Below are 21,830 nucleotides of genomic sequence, written 5' to 3' on the forward strand. Positions count from 1 at the left end.
ATGTCAACAATAAATTTTAGGAGACTAAAAAATGAATGATATATTTGATGTAACGATTATTGGCGGTGGACCAGCTGGATTGTATTCTGCGTTCTATAGTGGGTTACGGGAATTGAAAACAAAGATTATCGAGTTTCAACCTCATTTAGGTGGGAAAATACATGTTTATCCTGAGAAAATGATTTGGGATGTAGGTGGGCAAACGCCAATTTCTGGAGAACGATTAATTGAACAATTAGTACAACAAGGTCTTACTTTTGATCCAGAAGTTGTGTTAAATGAGAAAGTGGAGTCTATCACACAAAACGAACAACGTATTTTTTGTTTAAAGTCAGCTTCGGGTCAAATGCATTATTCTAAAACAATTATTTTAGCGGTAGGTGGGGGAATCCTAAATCCTTTGAAGTTAGATATCGAAGGTGCAGAGCGATTCGAAGTAAGCAATTTACATTACACCGTAAAGTCTATTCAACGATTTAAAGATAAAACTGTTGTTATTTCTGGAGGAGGAAATTCAGCAGTGGATTGGGCAAATGAATTAGAGCCTATCGCTAAGAAAGTTTATGTGACATATCGAAAAGATGGTTTGAATGGACATGAAGCACAGGTTAGCCAATTATTATCAAGCTCAGCTACATGTTTTTTTAATACTTCCATATCCAAGCTAATCGCCTCTAAAAGTCATGATGTAGTTGAAAAGGTAGCTCTAACAAACCATGAAACTGGAGAAATAACTTTTTTAGAAATAGATGAAGTGGTTATTAATCATGGATACGAAAGGGAAGCCGAGCTTCTGAAAAATAGTGAAGTGAATATTGCGATGGTAGAGGACTTCTATGTGGACGGCACAAGTATGAGCGAATCGTCTGTGGAAGGTATTTATGCAGCAGGTGATATTTTAGCACATCCCGGAAAATTGCATCTAATAGCAGGTACATTTCATGATGCAGCAAATGCAGTAAACAAAGCGAAACAATTCCTACAACCAGATGCGCATAAAATGGCGATGGTCTCTTCGCATAATGATGTGTTTAAAGAAAAAAATAAACAGTTGATCAAGCAGCTAATATATAGGTAATAAAGAGAAAAGGTTGCTCCCATGTAAAATAATCTACAAGGGAGCAACCATTAATGGGTGAATAAATAAGAGATATTGCGTTTTAGGATCAGTGCGTCATAAGGAAGTTACGGCTTGGATTTCCGCTACAGAGCGAACGCTTTCCGCGGGGTGAGCGATGAGCCATCACCGACGCTACGCGTACGATGTGATGGCTCATCTGTCTCACTCATCCCGTTGGAGTCGCCGCCCTTTCGCTTCAATCCCATAAAAACAATTTAGATCTTTGATAGCTGCAGATGCCAAATCAGCAAGAACTTCCCATTGATTGAAGCGGAAGGCGGCAACGCCCGCGGAAAGCGTCCGCCTGCAGTGGAAATCGTAGCGGTCACTTAATAGAGCTATTTAAGACGCATTATTCCTATTAAGGGTATTTTTTGCTACCATTTCGCTTTGCGTTCTTCGATACAACCTAACATTTCACGGATATGCAAAAGAGGGCCGTTTTCTAATTGAATTTTGCCATTATAGTAACCCATCATCTGATGGATTTCAGAAGAGGCGAGTTTTATATCCGTTTTTGCAGTTCTGTGGAAAAAGGGGGTAAATGTTAAATCTACTTCTTTTGAAAATTTGGTTTTCACTTGCCAAGGTAACATGAAATCTTTTGTATCATAGGTAAACAATAAGTCCTCATGTATTTTCGTTAGTTTTCCATCTATAATAATTGCATTTTCGGTCATGCCTGTACCATCTGTCCATTTCCCGCCAAAGTTTAACCCAATACGTCTAAGTCCAATACGTTGAGAAGCGAACCCCCAATTCCACGCTGCTTCTCTAGGCAGAACCCCTCTACTGTAATCGAGTACGGCAAAGTTATCCTCCGCTTGAAAGGAATAACGAGAGTCGCCCATTTTTACAAATCCAGAAGTGGGCAATATATGATGTTTTGCTGTAAATTGAAATTGTGTTCGATTCCAAGGGATCACTACATTCAAAGAATCATCTTCTAAAGGATGTGAAATATGTAAATCAGCATGCAAAAAGTCTCCATCAAAATCAGGTATTGTAATAGTCATATGCGTTTCGTTTTGTATATATAATAGTTGGATAGACATCTCCTTCGAGTGGAGATGAAGACTTTCTAAAACGTTCGTAGGCATTTTTACTTTATTGCCGAAAGGTATGGTAACTGTTTTTTCTACAAATCGTTGTGTTTCATAATTTAGAAAATATACATAGCAAATTGCGGCATAATCTAAATGACTAATGGTTGCAGAAAAGAGTATATCATCTCCAAAGACACACCAATAATTCCACTTTTTCTTCCGCATATAATGACCTTTTAAATTGCTCTCAATAATTGGTTTTTTGGCATATCCAATTGCCTTTGGATTCAAATTACCCTTTTCATCGCATAGTAAAGTCGACTCGGTAATTTCTTTTTCTGCATGCTGTATCACTAGCCATCTTCCTTTCTGAAAAGTAGGTTACCATCTCAAAAAAATCAATTACGCCTTGGCATAATCTGTGACATCCGCTGGAGGCTTAATTTTTGTTGAAAAAATTAAATTCATTGACTCAATACTAGCATATAATTCCCTTGAAATCATATAAACAAATAGAAGGAGGTTGAAAATTGGCAACTTATAACCGCGATGCTGCGGTAGCTTATGCCCAAAAGTGGTGGAATAGCCACAATCCCAAGTTTCCTATTTTTGATGTGGATTGTACCAATTATATTTCACAATGCTTATTTGCCGGTGGTGCCCCTATGAGAGGACAATATAATCGAGGAAGAGGATGGTGGTTAGGGAATAACACTTGGAGTTATAGTTGGAGTACGCCTCATTCTTTACGCTGGTATTTGGCAGGTTCTACAAAAGGATTACAGGCAACTCAAGTGGATTCACCTACAAAACTAATCCTAGGCGATCTGATTTTTTATGACTTTGAAGGGGATGGGAGATACGACCATTCGACGATTGTTACGAGCGTTCAAGATGGCATTCCTTATGTAAATGCGCATACGAATAATAGTCGAAACAGACATTGGAGTTATGCAGATTCCTATGCACATACACCAAATACGAAATATGTCTTTTTTCATGTTAAAGACCAATTCTAATAGAAGAAGGGTAACTAAACGCTCATACGTTAGTTACCCTTCTTATTATGGTATATACCAAAGCACTGCTAATGTGTCTTCGCCTGCATGTACCGCTAAAGCTGTGCTAATTTCCCCAATCTCTATTTCGATATGAGGTGCTTGTAGTAAAATTGCATCTCTCAAACTTTCTGCTTTGTTTAGTGCATTTGCATGCATAATATTCACTAATTTGGCATCTTCTTGTTCAACCGATTCTACTACTTTATTGATCAAATATTGTACTGCTTTTTTCTCGGAACGAACTTTATCCAGTTCTTGCAATTGTCCTTTGTCATTAATCTGAACGATTGGTTTTATTTTCAATAAACTACCTAAGTAGAACTGAGCACTACTCAATCTTCCACCTTTGTATAACTGCGTTAAGTTGCCAATTAAAATATAGTTTCGAAATTTTGATGCTTCTATTCGTAACTGAGCTGCGATTTCGTCGAAGGGTATGCCTTGGGTCTGCAGCTGAAGACCTTTTTCAACAAGACCTGTAATACCAGCAGACAAAGAAAGAGAATCGACGCATTCTATTTGAACTTCCGCTAGCTCGGCACCACTTAAAGAAGAAGCTATAGTCCCACTCAAACTACTTGTCACATGAATAGCAATGATCGATTCATATTCCGCACTTAGTTTTGTATAAAGTTCTGCAAATTCACCAGCGGATGGTTGGGAAGTTTTTACGGGATTCGTCTCGTTGCGAATATGCTCATACAGCTGTTCAGACGTTAAATCGACACCATCTACATACTGTTGTTGCCCGAAATGAATATTAAGCGGAATTACATAAACATCTGAATGGTTTTTTAATAGAGAATTTATATAGGCGCTACTATCGACAACCCAAGCAATTTTTTTCAAAGTCATGTTAGACATCCTATCTCATACATTATTTATTTAATAGTAATTATACCATATTAAATAATCCGTTATGCATGTGAATAGTAAAAAGTACTATTTGTGGAATAGTAACTGTTTAGTTTTTCCACCAGCGTGCTTCCCATGATTCTAAAGCGTCCAATCGATGACGATATAGAATGAGCAGGATTGCAATAGAAAGTGGCCATGAATACGTATATGCAGGGATTATCCAGCATAAAATAGCGTATGTACTAAAGGTGATTAACATACTTAATGTGGCACTTCTTAATAATGCGATCATCATTATAAAGCATGCAGCCATGATGCCGAATAACGACAGATTTAAAACGAGCGCGACTCCTATAAAAGTAGCAATTCCTTTCCCACCTTTAAATTGAAGCCAAAAAGGAAACATGTGGCCGACAATTCCCCAAAAGCCCGCAATGGCAATAATCTCTAAAGAAAAATGGAAATGAAAACCGATATATAGGATGAGTACACCTTTAAGCGCATCTCCTAAAAATGTTAATAGAAATGCAGTTTTTCCAAGGACTGCACCGGCATTTCTAGCTCCCAAGTTTCCGCTACGCATGGTACGTAAATCTGTTTTTTTCCATTTTCCAATCCACCAAGCAGTAAGAAAAGTACCGATAAAATAACTGACGATCCAATAAAGGAGCATATGATCACCTCAAATTGTTTGGTTGTAAAATAGCAACCCTTTTAATATAATGCTTAACTTGGTATGATGTTAGTAATAATTGATGCTAAAGAAAAGGGAGTTTTTCATACAATGATGCAACAATCATTAACTATTCGAGATGCAATTGTTCAAAGAAGGTCCATCAAGGCATTTAATGGGCAACCCGTGGAAAGAGATATATTACTTTCTATTATGGAAGATTCCATTTGGGCACCGAACCATCAAAATAGACAACCGTGGAGATTTGTCGTTGCTTGTGGCAAAGAACTTTTAGATTTATATGATATGTTAAAAGAGTTCGCTATTCCAAAGTGGAAAGAGCTGACGAATGAAGAATTAGAAAAACAAATGAAAAAGTTTACAAATCCGGGGGGCTATATTTTTGTCATTGTCCCGGAAGATGCACGTCAAAAAGAGCGTTTAGAAGATTATGCTGCTGCCAGTATGCTTATTCAAAATATCCAATTGCTTGCATGGGACCGTGGCATTGGTTCATGTTGGAAAACACCAGGCTATTTAGATAATCCTAAATTCCGTGAAGCGCTTGGGGTTAAACAAGGAGAACGCATCATCAGTATGTTACAAGTTGGCTATTTTGACGAAATGCCAAAACCGAAAGAACGTAAACATGTGGATGAACTAGTCACGATATTCGGTGAATAAAAGAAGAGCTATCTCCTCAGCGAGGGGGATAGCTCTATTTTTTTCCGGTACATAACTTGTTATTTTTTTAGTTGTTCTTTGGATAAATCGGCTAGTTCGTAGTAATAATCACCAATAACTCGTAGACCTTGGTCAAAGTTTTCTAAATGGAAATGCTCGTTTGGTGCATGGAAATTCTCAGATGATAATCCGAAGCCCATTAATACTACTGGCAAGCCAAGAATTTCATCAAATGCAGCTACGATTGGGATAGAACCACCACCACGCGTATAGGCAGTTGGAACATTATACACTTTTTCGTAACTCCGGCCGGCCGCTTGAATCGCAGGATGGTCAAATGGTGTGATAAAAGGTTTTCCTTTATCAAATTCAGTGACAGTAACTGTAACACCAGTCGGTTTATTTTTTTCAATATGCGCTTTTAGTTTTGCTACGATTTCCTCTGGATCTTGATCTGGTACTAAACGGCAAGTAATTTTGGCTCCAGCTTCACTCGGTAATACTGTTTTAATGCCTTCACCAGAAAATCCTCCGAACACACCATTCACTTCAAGCGTCGGGCGAGTCCAAACACGCTCTAAATGAGAAAAGCCTTTTTCACCGAATAGCTCGTCAACCCCAACTTCTTTTTTCAATTCTTCCTCGTCGAATCCAAGTGCTTTGTATGCTTCACGTTCTTCATCTAATAACGGACGTACATTTTCATAAAATCCTTCTACTTGAATTGTACCTTCTGCATCACGGAAAGAATCTAAAACTGATACGAGGGCGTGGATAGAGTTTTGAACGCCACCACCATAAAGACCCGAATGCAGATCTCCTTTAGCTCCTTTTACGTCAATCTGAACGCCACAAAGTCCGCGTAACCCGTAGCATACAGCGGGTTGTCCCGGTCCTTGCATGCCTGTATCGGAAATGACGATTACATCTGCAGCAAGCTTTTCTTTATTTTCTTCAATATAAGCTTCTAAGTTTGGACTACCAACTTCTTCTTCGCCTTCGATTAAAAATTTTACGTTCACAGGAAGGGATCCCTCTGTTTGAAGAAGTGCTTCCACTGCTTTCACATGCATGAACACTTGACCTTTATCGTCACTCGCACCACGAGCATATAATTTGTTGTCACGCACTTCTGGTTCAAACGGTTCTGACTCCCAAAGATTTAGTGGATCAACAGGTTGCACATCATAATGTCCATAAACAAGAATGGTTGGTTTGTCATCTGCATGTAGCCAGTCCGCATATACTACGGGATGGCCCTTTGTTTTATCGATGACTACGTTTTCTAAGCCGGCTTTCGAGAAAGAATCTGCCAGCCACTCAGCCCCTTTTTGCATATCTTCTTTGTGCTCAGATAAGGAAGAAATACTAGGTATGCGTAAAAATTGTTTTAATTCATTTAAATGTACTTCTCGTTTTTCTGTAAAGTAATTATTTAACGCTGTCAAATGGCTCACTTGAATTCCTCTTTTCATAAAATTTCGTGAATAGAAATAGTATAGCATAAGAATTGTGACAACTAAAATCCGAATATGCTATAGTAATAAAAAGAAATACGGAACGATGTTATTATTTTAGGAGGATACAAAATTGTACATAGAATTTGTACTATTAGCAGTTGCATTACTTGTTTCATTCTTTTTATCGGGAAGTGAAACCGCTTTAATGACAGTGAATAGGATGAAGGTCCGACTGCGTGCTGAACAAGGAGATAGAGCTGCCAAAGACTTGCTCGTTCTATTAACAAGGTCGGACCGAATGATTGTTACCATATTAATAGGCAACACGATTGCCAATGTGGCAATGACTGTTTTAGTCATCCTCATTGCTGAACATTATGAGTGGAATATTGTTTGGTCTGTTATCGTACTGACCGTAATCATTATTTTATTTGCGGAAGTACTCCCAAAAACAATCGCCGCAACTTTTTCGGAAAAAATCGTGTATATCGTTGCGCCAATAATTCGATTATTGATCGGATTATTAAGACCATTATCATTTTTAGTTGCTAAATTTATCAACACGATTATCCGCATCGGGTCTAAAGGGGCTATAAAGGAAACGATCATTACGAAAGAAGAATTTATGAATATGGTCGATATAGCATCAACGAACGGTACATTCGAAGACGAAGAATCCGAACGGATAAAAGGCATACTCGATTTTCCAAATAAAGACGTATCGGACGTCTTATTTACACATCGGACTGAAATGGTTGCATTGCCTATAGAATCTACGTATGAAGAGGTGCGGGATACTATACTCGAGCACTCCTATACGAGATATCCTGTATATAATGAAAACTTAGACACGGTTGTCGGGATGTTTTATTCGAAAAAGCTAATAGAATGGTCCATGGATCCATCACTTCCACTCGAAACGCTTATTGATATAGAACCACTGTTTGTCGTACAAACATTGAGCGTGGAGAAAGTATTTGAGCTGATGCTCACACATAAAAAGCATATGGCAATCGTTTTAGATGAATATGGGGGTACGCTTGGAATTGTCACCCACGAAGATTTAATCGAAGAAATGATCGGGCAAGAAATAGAAGATGAAACAGATGATGATGAAGAAATATTAATTCATGAAATGACGGAAAGTCGTCTGATCTGTGCAGGTCGCGTGGAAATCGAAGAAGTAAATTTACTGTTTAATTTATCTATTGTAAACGAAAATGAAACAATCGGAGGCTTCGTACTAGACCAGCTAGGGCATGTACCAGAAGAAGGCGAGCAATTTACTTACGAGAATTTATTATTTGAAATTAATGAAATGGATCGTAGTCGAATTGTGACGTTAACGATTACGAAAAGAGAAGAACCAGAAGAACATGAAGCGCAAGAGGAATAGCATTTCCTTTTGCGCTTTTTTTTAGCTTAGGAAATTATAAGCTCTATGGCTTGTCGATAAGTATAGGGATACTGCGTCGTAGTAAGCTCTATTAAGTGACCACTACGATTTTCGCTGCAGGCGGACGCTTTCCGCGGGCATGGCTTCAGCCTCCTCGTCGCTTGCGCTCCTGCGGGGTCTTCAGCTCATGCTATTCCCGCTGGAGTCGCCGCCTTCCGCTTCAATCAATTGGAAAGGCTTCTTGATTTAGCGTCTGCAGTTATCAGAGATATAAATTGATCAGGTACTTGCACTGTTTATTCTATAAATTGCTGTCTCCAAATAAGGAGAGCATTTATTCGAATAAAGTACGTTTCATTTAGCTATTTAGTGTTATAACCTCTCGTATGCATGCCGTCTCACTTTACGTAAACTTATTAGGTGAACAAATGGTTGCTTTCGCCAGCAATTTGGTTGCTCTCGTGCTGAATTGGTTGCTTTCAGGATAGAATTGATTGCTTTCACCAGTTGACTGATTGCCCTTAACCATTTATTGGATTCCTTTATGGAAAATTATATATAAGTAAACAGTGTAGCTATTTACTAGCAAGCTCTATTGGATCGCAGCGGAAGGGCGGCGACTCCTGCAGGATGAGTGAGACAGATGAGCCATCGCAGGCGAACGCGTAGCGTCGGCGATGGCTCATCGCTCACCCGGCGGAAAGCGTCCGCCCTGCAGCGGAGATCCTAGTGGTAACTTACTTACGACGTAGTTTCCCTATTATGCGTGACATACCAATTTTATTACTAATTTTCATTTCTCATATCGAGGCAGACATAGGTGCTTTCGCTTTTCTAACTTACACGATTGTAATTATATTGAAAGAGAATACGATGGAGGGTAAGGTTCGGGTTTGGCATTATATAGTTATAAAGAAAAGCCGAGCGGAGGAATAAATGATGCAAGTTAAAATTGAAGAGATTTATGAAGAATATAACCGTTACATATATTATTTATGTTTGAAACTAACGAAAGATCAAATAGATGCAGAAGATCTAATGCAAGAATTATGGATGAAAGTTGTACGATATGAATCATATATGAAAGAAGTGGAACATGTAAAAGCTTGGTTAACGACAATTTGTATGAATACATTCCGTGACAAATACCGTAAGCAAGTAAGACGCAGCAAATACGTTGCAAACCAACCAGAACAACTAGATATATCCTTGTTAGATTTAATCGCTGCGGATGTTTTATCAGTGGAAGAGCAGTTAGAGAAAGAAGATGTCGGAGAAATTATTCGTTCGAAAGTTGCTGAGTTAGATGGCATTTACCAAAAAACAGTTATGTATTTTTATGTGCACCAGTTTTCATTAATCGAAATTGCAGAAGTGATGAAAGTGTCCATTGGTACAGTAAAATCACGACTATTTAGAGCGAAGCAACGTTTAAAAGAGCTTATTATGAATGATGAAATTGCGAAAGATTCTTTAGTTTTAGCATAATAATGTGTAAAAGTTTCCCCGTTTGAAATAGCTGGGGAGGCTTTTTTTGATTAGGAGAAATTCGGATGACGTTTTTTAAGTAACGTAAGGTATGGCATTTTTATATTGTACTTGATATAGGGATAATGCGTCTTAGTGACCGCTGGGATTTCCGCTGCAGGGCGGACGCTTTCCGCCGGGTGAGCGATGAACCATCGCCGACGCTGCGCGTTCGCCTGCGATGGTTCATCTGTCTCACTCATCCGGCAGGAGTCGCCGCCCTTCCACTTCAATCCATGAGAATTTCTTTCTAATTTAGTGTCTGCAGTTCGGAGATGTAAATTGCTCAGGTTCACTGTGTGCTATTTAGTAAACCTAATTAGAAAATGCTGTCTCTACATAAAAGGAATTGGATAAAAGCCTAATTAACTCAACCATTTGTTGGGATAAACCACCTTATTCATCGGCGTCTCATTCCAAGTAAACTTGTTATTTCAAGAATTGGTTGCTTTCCATGACTGATTTATTACCCAAAGTCATTTTCTGGATGCACATATGTGAAAAACTGCATAATATTTAGTCTTAGCGAGTCGGTACTGATAAATAAGCAATTCCTTTTGGATTGGAGCGAAAGGGCGGTGACTCCAGTGGGATAAAGTGAGTCAGGTGAGACTTCACAACGTACGCGCAAGCGGCGGTGAAGGCTCATCGCTCACCCCACGGAAAGCATCCGCCCTGAAGCGGAAATCCCAGAGGACACTTAATAGAGCTTTCTTACGACGCATTATCCCTATTATGCGCATCATTCCATTCACCGTTCCCTTTTGCTATATCAGGGAAGAGACAGATACTAGCACTTTTGTTCTTTTGGGAAGAAGGTTGGGAGCGATCAATCCCCTCGGTTATCCGCACATAACCATATCCAACTAAAAAACCCCAAGCATAATGCTTAGGGTCAACAAGATATTATTCTTCAATAACTTCTTTACCAGTAGAAAACCACTCTTCTACATTCCACACTTTCGTTACTAAACCTTCGTAAAACTCAGGCTCATGGCTGACAAGGACAATGGTCCCTTTAAATTCTTTCATCGCACGCTTCAATTCTTCTTTTGCGTGAATGTCTAAATGGTTTGTCGGCTCATCGAAAATTAACCAGTTACTTTCTTCCATCATAAGCTTACATAAACGCACTTTTGCTTGTTCGCCACCGCTTAAAGATGAAAGTGGGCGAGAGATATGCTCACTTTTCAAACCAGTGCGAGCTAATGCAGCACGTACTTGGTTTTGTTCCATACTAGGATAAGTTTCCCAAATGGATTCAATTGGTGTAATATTACCAGCTTTTACTTCTTGCTCGAAATAAGAAGGATATAAAAAATCTCCTCGTATCACTTTTCCACCTAGTGCAGGAATCTTACCTAACATCGTTTTAAGCAAGGTAGATTTACCAATACCATTCATCCCGACAAGCGCAATTTTTTCCCCTCGTTCGATGGTAAACGTGAGTGGTGGGAGCAGTGGATTATCATACCCAATTTGTAAATGCTCCGCTTCCACTACATAACGTCCGGAACTACGAGATTCTTTAAAACTAAATTCCGGTTTAGCAGCCGTTTCTGGACGGTCGATTCGTTCAATGCGATCCAGTTGTTTTTGGCGAGATTTTGCACGACCAGTCGTAGAGTATCTTGCTTTATTTTTGGCGATAAAATCTTCTTGTTTTTTAATGAATTCTTGCTGCTTCTCATAAGCGTCAATATGTTGTCGTTTATTCAACTCGGCAAGTTCTAAAAACTTTTCATAAGACGCTGTGTAGCGTGTAAGCTTCGAGAATTCTAAGTGGAAAATAACATCTACAATGCCATTCATAAATTCTGTATCATGCGAGATTAATAAAAACGCATATGGATAGTTTTTCAAATAATTCGATAACCAATTAACATGCTCTTCGTCTAAATAGTTGGTAGGTTCATCCAATAAAAGTACTTTTGGCTTTTCTAATAATAATTTTGCCAATAGAACTTTCGTACGCTGACCACCTGAAAGTGCTTCAACAGGGCGATCCAAACCAATTGCATCTAGTCCGAGTCCACGGGCAACTTCTTCTACTTTCATATCTAATGAATAAAAATCACCAGCATCAAGTACATCTTGTATTTCTGCCATTTTTTCTAGTAACACTTCTAATTCTTCTGGCGTTGCATCTGCCATTTTTGCAATAATTTCATTTAACTCTTCCTCTTTCTTATAAAGAGGCAAGAATGCATCACGTAATGTATCGAACATCGAACGTCCTTGTTGCAGACGAGTATGTTGATCTAAATAACCGTAATGTGTACCGGGTAACCATTCCACACGGCCTTCGTCGTAAATAATTTCCCCTGTTAAAATGTTCATCAATGTCGATTTTCCAACACCGTTTGCCCCAACAAGTCCAACATGTTCACCTTCCACCAAGCGAAACGAAACCTCTTTAAAAAGCGTACGATCTCCGAATGTATGTCCCAAATTTTCTACATTTAATAAGCTCATGTATTATTTCCTCCAAAAAGAAAGCTCTACGGACTACAGGTCCGCGAGCTGTTTGTTTAGTTCTGCAAGGTCTTTTTCCATTTTGGCTAATCTACGTTCGGCGTTTTCTACTTGAGTGGGGTGGCCATTGGACTCTAGTTTTTCCATGTCACCTTGTAATCGGATGTAATCCATTTTTAACTCAGCAATTTCCGCTTGTAGTTGATCTTTTGTCATGAATAATCACCTTCAGCTTTTTGCATTATTGTAGCATAAAAATGCGCTTAACGTGCGATTTCTTCTTCGGCTTTTTTATTTGCAATTGTTTGTTCGATTAGTTCCACTACTTCACTTAAGCTAGTAGTAAAGTCAAAGTTTTTTTGTTTCTGGATATATGCTTTTCTTCGATTATCATGCAAGATAATCTCCATAACTGCATTTTGCAAGTACGATTGTTTTATTTTCCTACCAAGTCCTAAATTAGCGAAACCATGTCCTTCTTGAGGAAAAGCAAAATTTACTTCCTCCTCATGAGCACAAAGAATAATACAAGGAATTTGGAACTGTGCCACTAAGAAGGGCATATAAGAACCGGAAGTTATGACGATATCACTAGTAGTAAAGAAAGATGCTTGTTCAGTTGTCGAGATCACTTTAATCGATTTGCGAGTGAGTGCAAACCGTTTGAGATCAAGAATATCATGTTTGTAATGTTCATCGACTAGAACACTAATTTGTAAGGGAATATGAAGTTGAACAAGATGTCTTAGCGTTCGATACGTTAAATTTTCTGGATCCTCATGGGGAAAAGCTACAACAATATGTGGTGGATCCTGTGTCGTGCTATTATTTTTAGGAAGAATGGTCTCTGCTGGAATATATCCGGTTAGTCCATAAACAAAATGCTCTTTGGAAAGGTCTTTTGGATTTTCATACAATGTTTGAAAAACAAGATCAGCTAAAGCACTGCCGTCCCCATGGTCGTCAAAATGGACAAGAGGACAATTAAATGATTTTAAACGGCGAATTAAATCTTTCTCGGAATTGCCGCTATCATGGATCATACAATTTGGGTTAAATAATTTTAATTCTGCTAGTAACTGTGCATTATTATTAAATGCACAAGTACTAATATTTCGCTTTGTTAAATAGTTTAGAAGGCTTGTATTAGTGCTAGGGACGAAAACTTTATAGTCGGACGTTTTTAAAGCAGGTAATAGCGCATTTGCCCGATCAGCAGGGTATAAACCGCGGTGTGGAAATGTATTTAAAAGGTAAGCTAGTCTCATTTTTCATCTTCCTTTCCGGTGCATATTCTTTATAGTGTATGGAAAAGGAAATGGGGATATGACAACAAGAAAAGCGGAAGCGCCTATGTCAGCCCCGACAGGCAAATGGGGAAAAGCGAGGAGGCAGCTCTTCAGCCACCGCAGCTTTTTCCCATTTGACCCCGAGGGGCTAGGCGCTGCAGCTGGACAACAAGAAAAGCGGAAGCGCCTATGTCAGCCCCGACAGGCAAATGGGGATGGGGATGGTCTGCAAAATGCGCCACATCCTGTGGCAAAGCAGACATGACCCGCATCGTGCGGGCCCAGGAGGCAGCTCTTCAGCCACCGCAGCTTTTTCCCATTTGACCCCGAGGGGCTAGGCGCTGCAGCTGGACAACAAGAAAAGCGGAAGAGGAGGGATTGGTATGGTAAAACGAACCGCCATCGTAATTGGGGCAACGGGATTTACAGGGCAAATTTTAGTCAAACAGTTATGCGAAAGTGAAGAATATGTTGCAGTTTCAGTAATTGCTAGAAGAAGTCTTACATACATGCATGCTAAGTTAGATGTGAAAATAAGGGAATTGGATAAACTAGAAGAAAACGACTTGGAAATTGCAGATGATTTATTTTGCTGCTTAGGGACGACGATGAAAAAAGCAAAATCAAAAGTAAACTTCGAAAAAGTAGATTTAGAATATCCACTCCGAATAGCTTCGTTAGCTAAAAAACGTGGTATCCCTAACTTTCACATTATTTCAGCAGCAGGTTCCAATAAAAAATCGCCTTTTTTTTATAGCCGTGTAAAAGGAAGAATGGAACAGGGTCTTATCGACTTAAAGCTACCCCATCTATCCATTTTCCGTCCTTCATTATTAACAGGTGAACGAGCAGAATTTCGATTAGGCGAGCGATTAGCTGAAGGCGTTTTTCAATTAATAAATCCGATATTGATTGGTCCATCTAGAGGGCTGCGGGCAATTAAAGGGGAACAACTTGCATTTGCCATGTATCATTATGCAATTTCAGGAAGCAGGCATCATGTCCGAATATATAAATCGATAGATATTCAAAATGCAAGAGCGATCGAAGAAAAAGAGGAAAGACCGATTCCAAGAGAAGAACTATTTGATTGGAGTAAGCGGAAAAATATTTTTGTAGAACCGGAAAAACTGGACGAATAAAAGGGAAGGCCATCTCAGTCTAAAGAATGAAATTTATTGGAACTATACCAATTATCTCACAAGTGAGCTTCTTCTTTGATACAATAAAGTACGGGTAAAGGAGGTTCTACAACAATGAAAATTCTACTCGTAGACGGAACGATTATCGGCACGAAAACAAGTGTCATTCTTGAAAAAGTGAAAGACTATATAGAGGAAATCAGTACAGAACATACATTAGAAATCATTCGATTTGCCAATTATGAGCATCAATTTGTAGATGGCAGGCCAATGGATCAGTACAATGACGATATGAAGCTGCTTGTCAGTAAGTTCGAGCAATCCGACGGCTATATAATTGCAACGCCTATTTTCCAAGGATCTATTCCTGGTGTGTTAAAAAACGCGTTTGATTTTTTACATCCGAAAACGATGCGATACAAACCAGTGTCAATTGTTGCTAACGGTGGGACATATCAGCATCACTTAGTCATCGAAAATCAGCTGAAGCCTATTTTGGATTACTTCAGATGTCTTGTGACACCTAATTATGTATACACGCATATGAGTCATTTTGATGCGCGCAATGAGATTGCGGACGAAGATGTACATAATCGTCTACGCGAACTAGCACGTGTATTCGTCCAATATGCGGAAATGAGCAAAGGTCTTTGCAAAGAGCCAATTGATACGCATTAAATAAGTGAGAGGATATTCCATTTGGTTAGGGATATCCTTTTTTATATTAAAATAAATGAACTTTTTGCTAACTCAGATGTCTAATAGATAATAACAAGTGGAATGGGGTGACGGGGTGGAGCAAGAGGAGCTTGCTAGTAAAGCGATAAAGCATGATGAACAAGCATTTTTACAACTAATGCAACTACATAAAAACGCTCTTTATCGGACAGCTTTTGCATTTTTAAAAAATGAACATGATGCAATCGAAGCAATGCAGGAAGTAACATTTAGAGCCTATCAAAAAATACATACAGTAAAAGAGCCGACGTATATGAAGACATGGCTTATTCGAATTATGATAAATTATTGCCAAGATCAGTTGAAAAGGAAGAAGCGATTTACTTCGGATGAAATGCTGGCCGAAATCGGAACTTGCTCGGATGATTCGAAACTTGTAATAGAAGAAGCAATTGCCTCTCTATCAAACGCGGAACAGCAGCTTATCTTTCTTAAATACTACCAAAATACAAAAATTAAAGAAATAGCCGAACTCGAAAAAATACCAGAAGGCACGGTCAAATCAAGACTCCATAAAGCACTTAAGTCACTGCGAAATTTTTTGACAGAGAAAGGAGATGTAGATCATGTATGAAAAAGAAGAAGAGATGCTAAATGAATCAAAAGAGCAACTGGAGCACCTAGCAATACCCGAACAGCAGATAAATGATGCCATTCAGCAAGGTTTTTACAAAGCTAATAGTAAAAGAAGCAAGCGTAAAAAGACACTTTGGACTATATCAGTCGCTGCCATATTGATGCTTACATTTATCACTTCCATTCGAGTGTCACCTGCATTTGCAAACGCGGTTGCATCTATACCAGGTATGGAAAGATTTGTTGACTTAATACAGTTGGATAAAGGGCTAGAAGCAATTATAGAAAATGACTATTATGAGGCGGTAGGCGTCAGTCAGATGAAGGACAATATGACGTTCACGATAGATGGAATTATATTAGATGAAACAGGAATGGAAATTTTTTACACGCTAGAAGCACCGTTTTCTATGGAAGATATTCAATATGGGAATCTAGAGGTATGGAATAATGGGAAAAATCTTAGTGAGGATTCAGCCTATTCGTTTGGACATTTTGGTGAAAAAACAAATCGAATAGTTGAACGCTTTAGCTTTACGTTTGGAAAAGCAAAGCAATTTACCTCTCAACAATTTGAATTGATTTTTCAAATAGAGAATGATAAAGAAACGACCTTCAAAGTTCCATTTACTCTTAAAAATACAGTACAACAAGGAAAAGTATATAGCTTAAATGAAGAGGTAGAGATGGACGGTCAAAAAATGTTGGTGAAAAATATTACTGTTCATCCCCTTCGAGTAGCGGTAAATATAGAATTTAACGAACAAAATGATATGGAAATTTTGCAATTTGAAGATATGCGTCTAGAAGATGAAAACGGGGAAGTATGGAGTTCCATTCAAAATGGAACAAGTGGCTTTGGCGGAGTAAACAACAAGGAAAGAACTTATTTTCTACAAAGTAACTACTTTAAAGAACCAAAGAAGCTGTATTTTAGATTCGATAAAGTACAGGCACTGCCTAAAGAGGAGAGCTATTTACTAATTGATTTGGAAACGAAAAAAGTAATGAAAAAACCATCAGATGGTAAAATAGAAATAACGAACATAAGCAACGATTCAGTTGAAGTAAAAATCCCGCAAATAAGAGAAAATCATATGTACTCTCTTTTTGCAGATGCTGAAAACGCAAATGGAGAAAGAGTCGATATGCCATCAGAAAGTATGCGTGGAGATGAAAAATATAATTATTCAACTATTAGTTTGGATTCTCAAAATATTGTAAACCCAATCAAGCTTTATTTTTCTGCATATCCGAATTATTTAGAGGGTTCTGTGTCGATTCAGATTAAATAAGAGTTAAAAAAAGGTTGCCCCCAAAATGTCGTTGAAAATGACTTTGTGAGCAACCTCTTTTATATGACGAAATTTACAATATAATCCTGAATGAGACAAAACACTCCGTGAACACGACAAACTACACAGCTAACGCGATAGAACCTCCTTCGAACACGACAAAACTATCCACAAGCACGATTAAATCCCAAAACAAATAAACGCCAAGGAGCTTAATCTTGCTCCTTGGCGTTTTGCAATAATTTCATAATCGACTATCTTCCTTGTAAACCGCGATTAGTAAGACGGCATCTTCTTCCCCGATGTTTTTGACAAAATGGGGCACACTGGCATTCCAACTGAATGAGTCTCCTTCATTAGCAATTACGGAATCCTCTCCTTGTTCTGCGAGGACAGTGCCCTTAAGGACGATGTGGCTTTCTTCTCCTTCGTGCGCAATAGCTTCTCCAGTTGATGCGCCAGGAGGCAATTCAACATGCATCATTCGGAGACCGCTTTGAGAAGTAAGGTGTTCTATTTTAATATCATTAAATGTTGTATACACCCGTTCGGTCTTCCTTACTACTTTACACCTGAAATGGGTGGTTATGAATTGGATTTAGCATTTTTAGTGATCGCTCTATTTTTAGCGATAAATGGAAGTAAGTTATTATCAGTTGACGAAACTTTTTTTAAATAAAATAGTGAATGATTAATATTAGAAGATGATGTAATAAATTTAAAAGAGCCTTCATGTCAAAAAAATGACGTGAAGACTCTTTTTTTCTTGCTAAATCTACAACTTTAAATTCTTCGTAGCTTCTGCTAATGCATTATTCACAGGCTCTTCTTGTTTATTTTGTGTTTCAACTATTTTTGTACATATTTGAAATAACTTATTATTTAGGACAAACAGTAGTGCATATTTTAAAAGGATGTTTATGAAGAGGAGAGTGGACTTCTACTGTGGTGAAATATAAAAATAATTGGATTCCAACAAAGACACTTGAAGAAATGTCAGTGGTAGACTATGACGTCCTCATTGTGGGAAGTGGTCCTGGTGGAGGAGCAACCTTGCAGAGACTTTGTGAATTGTGGAAAAATCAAGGGGTAAAAAAAATTGGAATTCTTGAAATGGGAGATAAGTTATTCCATTCTCATTCCCTTAATATTCCCACACAGAATGTTAATACTTCAAGAGATCAACTTCTTCCTGATAATTCAACCGTTGTAGGTGAACGATTGCCTCAATTTTCAGGAGCCAGAATGGTTTATGCACTTGGGGGAAGATCATTATTTTGGAATGCAGCGACACCGAGGCCTATTCGAGAAGAGCTCAATAAATGGCCTATTCACCCTCAGGAATTGAATGTGTATTATCGGATGGCTGAGAAATTGATGCATGTGACAACGGATTATGCAAAAGGTTCATCGATGCAAAACAATCTTCTAAAAAGGCTCCATGCAGAAGGTATACTCGAAGCGAATGATATGCCAGTTGCTTTTGACATGACACCTTCACGACAAGGAGAAGTCCATTCAAATCCTTGGTTCAGTTCGATCAATGCTCTTGCAGCTGCCCTTTTTGATCGACCATATGATCTTGCTATAAATTCCTATGTTTCCCGAGTAATTGTTGAAAATGGAAAAACAGCTGGTGTGGAAGTATTTTCTCTAGATAAGAAAGCTCACATTATTCGGGCAAAAAATGTAGTAGTGTCTGCGAGTACTTTAGAGACTCCACGTCTCTTGCTCAATTCTGGAATCCAAGGACCTGCTATTGGACGTTATTTAACAGGGCATGTGTCCATCATCGCTGTAGGAACAATAAGTATAGGTCAGTTTTCTGATAAACTTGGCAACTTATCTATTTTGAAATTTGAAACAAGGGAGTCTCCATATCAAATTCAGATCTTGGGTCCAGATCAATATTTTTCATACCAGCAATTTGAAGACAAAGTGCTAAAAGATACTCTTGGGGTCGCATACGCTGCCTTTGGAAGAGTTGAACCTCAGGCGGAGAATAAAGTGTACATTGATCCATCTGCAAAGGATGAATTCGGTGTACCGTTACAACAAGTTCAATATTCTTTAAGTAATAGAGACCGTCAAGTAGCTGAACAAGTTAAGCAAGGAATTATCCAATCTGCTGCAGCTATGGGAGTTACTTTAGATACTTCTACTCTAACTCTTCGTCCACCTGGCAGTGACATGCACGAGGCTTCCACTTGCAGAATGGGTGACGATCCAAATACTTCAGCTACAAATCGCCACGGTCAAATACATGGTATGCAAGGTTTATTTGTAGCCGACAACAGTGTTCTTCCAACTCTAACTGCCGCTGGACCTGTCCTTTCCAATGTAGCTTTAGCTATACGGCTAGCAGATCATATTGTTCGTCAATCAGGATAATCGTTTAAGAAAAGTAGTATCCATTAAACACTAAATTAGTTTATTTTAACCCCGTTCTAAAACTAGAATGGGGTTATGTTTGTTTTAAAGAAGTAAATAAAAGTAATTTAAAAATACAATACATTAAATCAAGAAGTAGAGATGGATGGACAAAAAATGCTTGTGAAAGAAGTTAAGGTTTATCCACTTCGTGTGGCAGTAAATATAGAATTTGACGAACAAAATGATATGGAAATTTTACAATTTGAAGACATGCGTATTGAAGATGAAAACGGGGAAGTATGGAGTTCCATTCAAAATGGAACAAGTGGCTTTGGCGGAGTAAACAACAAGGAAAGAACTTATTTTCTACAAAGTAACTATTTTAAAGAACCAAAGAAGCTGTATTTTAGATTCGATAAAGTGCAGGCACTGCCTAAAGAGGAAAGTTATTTACTAATTGATTTGAGTAAGAAAAAAATAATGAAAAAACCATCAGATGGCAAAATAGAAATAACGAACATAAGCAACAATTCAGTTGAAATAAAAATCCCTCAAATAAGAGAAAATCATATGTACTCTCTTTCTTTTTGCAGATGCTGAAAACGCAGATGGAGAAAGTATCGATATGCCATCAGAAAGTATGCATGAAGATGAAAAATATAATTATTCAACGATTAGTTTGGATTCTCAAAATATTGTAAACCCAATCAAGCTTTGTTTTTCTGCATATCCGAATTATTTAGAGGGTTCTGTGTCCATTCAGATTAAATAAGAGGTAAGTGCCTAGCTTTTTATAAGCTAGGCACTTTTTTATGAATATTTTATATGTAAATATTTATATATAAATATTTACATATAAAAAGTATTGGAGTAAACTATTTTTAAAAGTAGTGGAGGTTTTTAAATGCAATTACTTCGTGAAAAAGCTTTTAGAAATTTGTTTATTGGTAGAGTGCTTAGTATATTTGCGGATTCGATCATGTTTTTTTCTTTATTAAAATGGATTGAACTTTACTCAAGTAGCTCAAATTCTTTTACATGGTTTTATATTGCGTTTTATTTACCGATGACCATATTTGCCCTGCCAATAGGAGCTTGGTTAGAGGATAAAACGCTTCAAAAAGTCATGGTGTTTTCGGATGGTATTCGCGTTTTCATTATAGTACTATTTTTATTAACGATGAGCTTCATCCAGGTAGAATGGACTTATTTGTTATTAATGATCGTTAGTCTATTAAGCTTGTTTTTTGTTCCGGCAAGTCAGTCCATATTACCATTTGTTGTAAAGCATGAAAAACGTCCAAAAGCAAATAGTTTATTTCAACTAGGATTTACGGTCGTAAGAATTATTGGACAAATTACTACAGCTGCACTTATAAAACTTGGAATTCCAATCCCTGTTCTATTGATGATTGTTGCCAGTTGCTTATTGCTATCGTTATTATATATTTGGAACGTAAAGCCATGGTTTCGTAAAGAGGCTTCAGAGACAAAAGGCCAATGGAGAATGATGGAGGATGGAATACGTTATATAGCAACTCACAAGACGTTAAAGCCACTTTTTCTACTACTCGCTTTTGCAATGCTTATTGTGTCGTCTATCGATCTTGTATTAATTTCTTTTTTAACAGAGCATTTAAAAGTTGGAGTAGAAAATTTAAGTTTTATAGGAACGTCTTCTTTGATAGGTATAGTTATAGGGGCAAGTATTACACCAAAATTGTATCGTAAAGTAGATAGGAAAAATCTTATAGTTCCATCCCTATTTGCTATATGCTTTATATTAGGTGCTCTTCTGTTTGTAAAGACTTGGTGGTTCATCCTGCCTCTATTCACGATGCAAGGAATAGCTGTAGGTTTGTATCAAGTAACGTTTGTTACCTATTTGCAGGACGTTGTTGCAAAAGAAAACTATACGAGAACTTTTAGTTTGTTTCATATGATTACCAGTTCAACGGCATTACCTGGGATAATCTTGATGGGGTTATTTTTAAATAAACTAGGCACGCTGAATTCAATTATAATAATGGTTAGTGCTCTCTTGCTTTTAGCAGTCGCAAGTTGCTTTACAATACCTGCTCTTGGCAAAGGAGAGATAGAAATACCATCATAAAAGA

General features: G+C 38.0%; 19 protein-coding genes and 2 pseudogenes. 13 read left to right on the top strand and 8 right to left on the bottom strand.

Annotation, left to right across the window (positions count from 1 at the left end; all coding sequences use genetic code 11):
• Positions 1-31: 31 nt before the first annotated feature.
• Positions 32-1,078, top strand: coding sequence for an NAD(P)/FAD-dependent oxidoreductase (locus ACIQYS_RS15075; RefSeq protein ID WP_402981705.1), 1,047 nt, complete (start codon positions 32-34; stop codon positions 1,076-1,078).
• A 419-nt stretch (positions 1,079-1,497) separates the two neighbouring features.
• Here ACIQYS_RS15075 and ACIQYS_RS15080 read toward each other — a convergent pair whose 3' ends face one another.
• Positions 1,498-2,520 (bottom strand): DUF2804 domain-containing protein, encoded by a 1,023-nt coding sequence (locus ACIQYS_RS15080; RefSeq protein ID WP_402981708.1) that lies wholly within the window; start codon positions 2,518-2,520, stop codon positions 1,498-1,500.
• A gap of 176 nt (positions 2,521-2,696) precedes the next feature.
• Here ACIQYS_RS15080 and ACIQYS_RS15085 point away from each other — a divergent pair, with 176 nt between their 5' ends.
• Positions 2,697-3,185, top strand: coding sequence for an amidase domain-containing protein (locus ACIQYS_RS15085; protein ID WP_402981711.1), 489 nt, complete (start codon positions 2,697-2,699; stop codon positions 3,183-3,185).
• A 45-nt stretch (positions 3,186-3,230) separates the two neighbouring features.
• Here ACIQYS_RS15085 and ACIQYS_RS15090 read toward each other — a convergent pair whose 3' ends face one another.
• The gene (locus ACIQYS_RS15090) at positions 3,231-4,082 is read right to left on the bottom strand and encodes a DegV family protein (protein ID WP_402981714.1); all 852 of its coding nucleotides are present in this window, start codon (positions 4,080-4,082) and stop codon (positions 3,231-3,233) included.
• A gap of 109 nt (positions 4,083-4,191) precedes the next feature.
• Positions 4,192-4,758 (bottom strand): glycerol-3-phosphate acyltransferase, encoded by a 567-nt coding sequence (locus ACIQYS_RS15095; protein WP_402981717.1) that lies wholly within the window; start codon positions 4,756-4,758, stop codon positions 4,192-4,194.
• Between the two features lie 111 nt (positions 4,759-4,869).
• Here ACIQYS_RS15095 and ACIQYS_RS15100 point away from each other — a divergent pair, with 111 nt between their 5' ends.
• Positions 4,870-5,442 (top strand): nitroreductase family protein, encoded by a 573-nt coding sequence (locus ACIQYS_RS15100; RefSeq protein ID WP_402981720.1) that lies wholly within the window; start codon positions 4,870-4,872, stop codon positions 5,440-5,442.
• Between the two features lie 59 nt (positions 5,443-5,501).
• Here ACIQYS_RS15100 and ACIQYS_RS15105 read toward each other — a convergent pair whose 3' ends face one another.
• The gene (locus tag ACIQYS_RS15105; protein WP_402981722.1) at positions 5,502-6,899 is read right to left on the bottom strand and encodes a dipeptidase; all 1,398 of its coding nucleotides are present in this window, start codon (positions 6,897-6,899) and stop codon (positions 5,502-5,504) included.
• Between the two features lie 133 nt (positions 6,900-7,032).
• On the opposite strand from ACIQYS_RS15105, the gene ACIQYS_RS15110 reads away from it, so the two are divergent.
• Positions 7,033-8,298 (top strand): hemolysin family protein, encoded by a 1,266-nt coding sequence (locus tag ACIQYS_RS15110; RefSeq protein ID WP_402981724.1) that lies wholly within the window; start codon positions 7,033-7,035, stop codon positions 8,296-8,298.
• A 939-nt stretch (positions 8,299-9,237) separates the two neighbouring features.
• Positions 9,238-9,786 (top strand): RNA polymerase sigma factor, encoded by a 549-nt coding sequence (locus tag ACIQYS_RS15115; protein WP_402981841.1) that lies wholly within the window; start codon positions 9,238-9,240, stop codon positions 9,784-9,786.
• A gap of 945 nt (positions 9,787-10,731) precedes the next feature.
• Here the strand turns inward: ACIQYS_RS15115 and abc-f are convergent.
• From abc-f to ACIQYS_RS15130, 3 genes are read right to left on the bottom strand one after another with little or no spacing between them, the layout of a single operon-like run.
• Complete coding sequence (abc-f, locus tag ACIQYS_RS15120) at positions 10,732-12,300, bottom strand: ribosomal protection-like ABC-F family protein (RefSeq protein ID WP_402981726.1); 1,569 nt, start codon at positions 12,298-12,300, stop codon at positions 10,732-10,734.
• Positions 12,301-12,333: 33 nt separating this feature from the next.
• Positions 12,334-12,516, bottom strand: a complete 183-nt coding sequence (locus tag ACIQYS_RS15125) for an SE1832 family protein (RefSeq protein WP_402981728.1) — start codon at positions 12,514-12,516, stop codon at positions 12,334-12,336.
• A gap of 47 nt (positions 12,517-12,563) precedes the next feature.
• Positions 12,564-13,568, bottom strand: coding sequence for a hypothetical protein (locus tag ACIQYS_RS15130; protein WP_402981730.1), 1,005 nt, complete (start codon positions 13,566-13,568; stop codon positions 12,564-12,566).
• Between the two features lie 404 nt (positions 13,569-13,972).
• On the opposite strand from ACIQYS_RS15130, the gene ACIQYS_RS15135 reads away from it, so the two are divergent.
• The 4 genes from ACIQYS_RS15135 to ACIQYS_RS15150 all read left to right on the top strand — a co-directional run bounded on the left by ACIQYS_RS15135 (position 13,973) and on the right by ACIQYS_RS15150 (position 17,340).
• Entirely contained in the window at positions 13,973-14,731 is a 759-nt protein-coding gene (locus ACIQYS_RS15135; protein WP_402981732.1) for an NAD-dependent epimerase/dehydratase family protein, read from the top strand.
• Between the two features lie 114 nt (positions 14,732-14,845).
• Positions 14,846-15,409, top strand: coding sequence for an NADPH-dependent FMN reductase (locus ACIQYS_RS15140; protein WP_402981734.1), 564 nt, complete (start codon positions 14,846-14,848; stop codon positions 15,407-15,409).
• A gap of 115 nt (positions 15,410-15,524) precedes the next feature.
• On the top strand, positions 15,525-16,043 hold the full coding sequence (locus tag ACIQYS_RS15145; protein WP_402981736.1) for a sigma-70 family RNA polymerase sigma factor: 519 nt from the start codon (positions 15,525-15,527) through the stop codon (positions 16,041-16,043).
• Positions 16,036-17,340 (top strand): DUF4179 domain-containing protein, encoded by a 1,305-nt coding sequence (locus ACIQYS_RS15150; protein ID WP_402981738.1) that lies wholly within the window; start codon positions 16,036-16,038, stop codon positions 17,338-17,340. Before ACIQYS_RS15145 ends, ACIQYS_RS15150 begins: the two co-directional genes overlap by 8 nt.
• 244 nt (positions 17,341-17,584) lie before the next feature.
• Here the strand turns inward: ACIQYS_RS15150 and ACIQYS_RS15155 are convergent.
• Positions 17,585-17,908 (bottom strand): annotated as a pseudogene (locus ACIQYS_RS15155) (cupin domain-containing protein); the annotation flags it as partial.
• 377 nt (positions 17,909-18,285) lie between these two features.
• On the opposite strand from ACIQYS_RS15155, the gene ACIQYS_RS15160 reads away from it, so the two are divergent.
• From ACIQYS_RS15160 to ACIQYS_RS15175, 4 genes and pseudogenes are all read left to right on the top strand, one after another.
• Positions 18,286-19,731, top strand: coding sequence for a GMC oxidoreductase (locus ACIQYS_RS15160; protein ID WP_402981740.1), 1,446 nt, complete (start codon positions 18,286-18,288; stop codon positions 19,729-19,731).
• A 132-nt stretch (positions 19,732-19,863) separates the two neighbouring features.
• Positions 19,864-20,313 (top strand): annotated as a pseudogene (locus ACIQYS_RS15165) (DUF5643 domain-containing protein); the annotation flags it as partial.
• 25 nt (positions 20,314-20,338) lie between these two features.
• Complete coding sequence (locus ACIQYS_RS15170; RefSeq protein WP_402981742.1) at positions 20,339-20,485, top strand: hypothetical protein; 147 nt, start codon at positions 20,339-20,341, stop codon at positions 20,483-20,485.
• A 132-nt stretch (positions 20,486-20,617) separates the two neighbouring features.
• On the top strand, positions 20,618-21,826 hold the full coding sequence (locus tag ACIQYS_RS15175) for an MFS transporter (protein WP_402981744.1): 1,209 nt from the start codon (positions 20,618-20,620) through the stop codon (positions 21,824-21,826).
• Positions 21,827-21,830: the final 4 nt, after the last annotated feature.

The organism is Psychrobacillus sp. NPDC096426 (genome assembly GCF_044762745.1).
Lineage (GTDB): Bacteria > Bacillota > Bacilli > Bacillales_A > Planococcaceae > Psychrobacillus.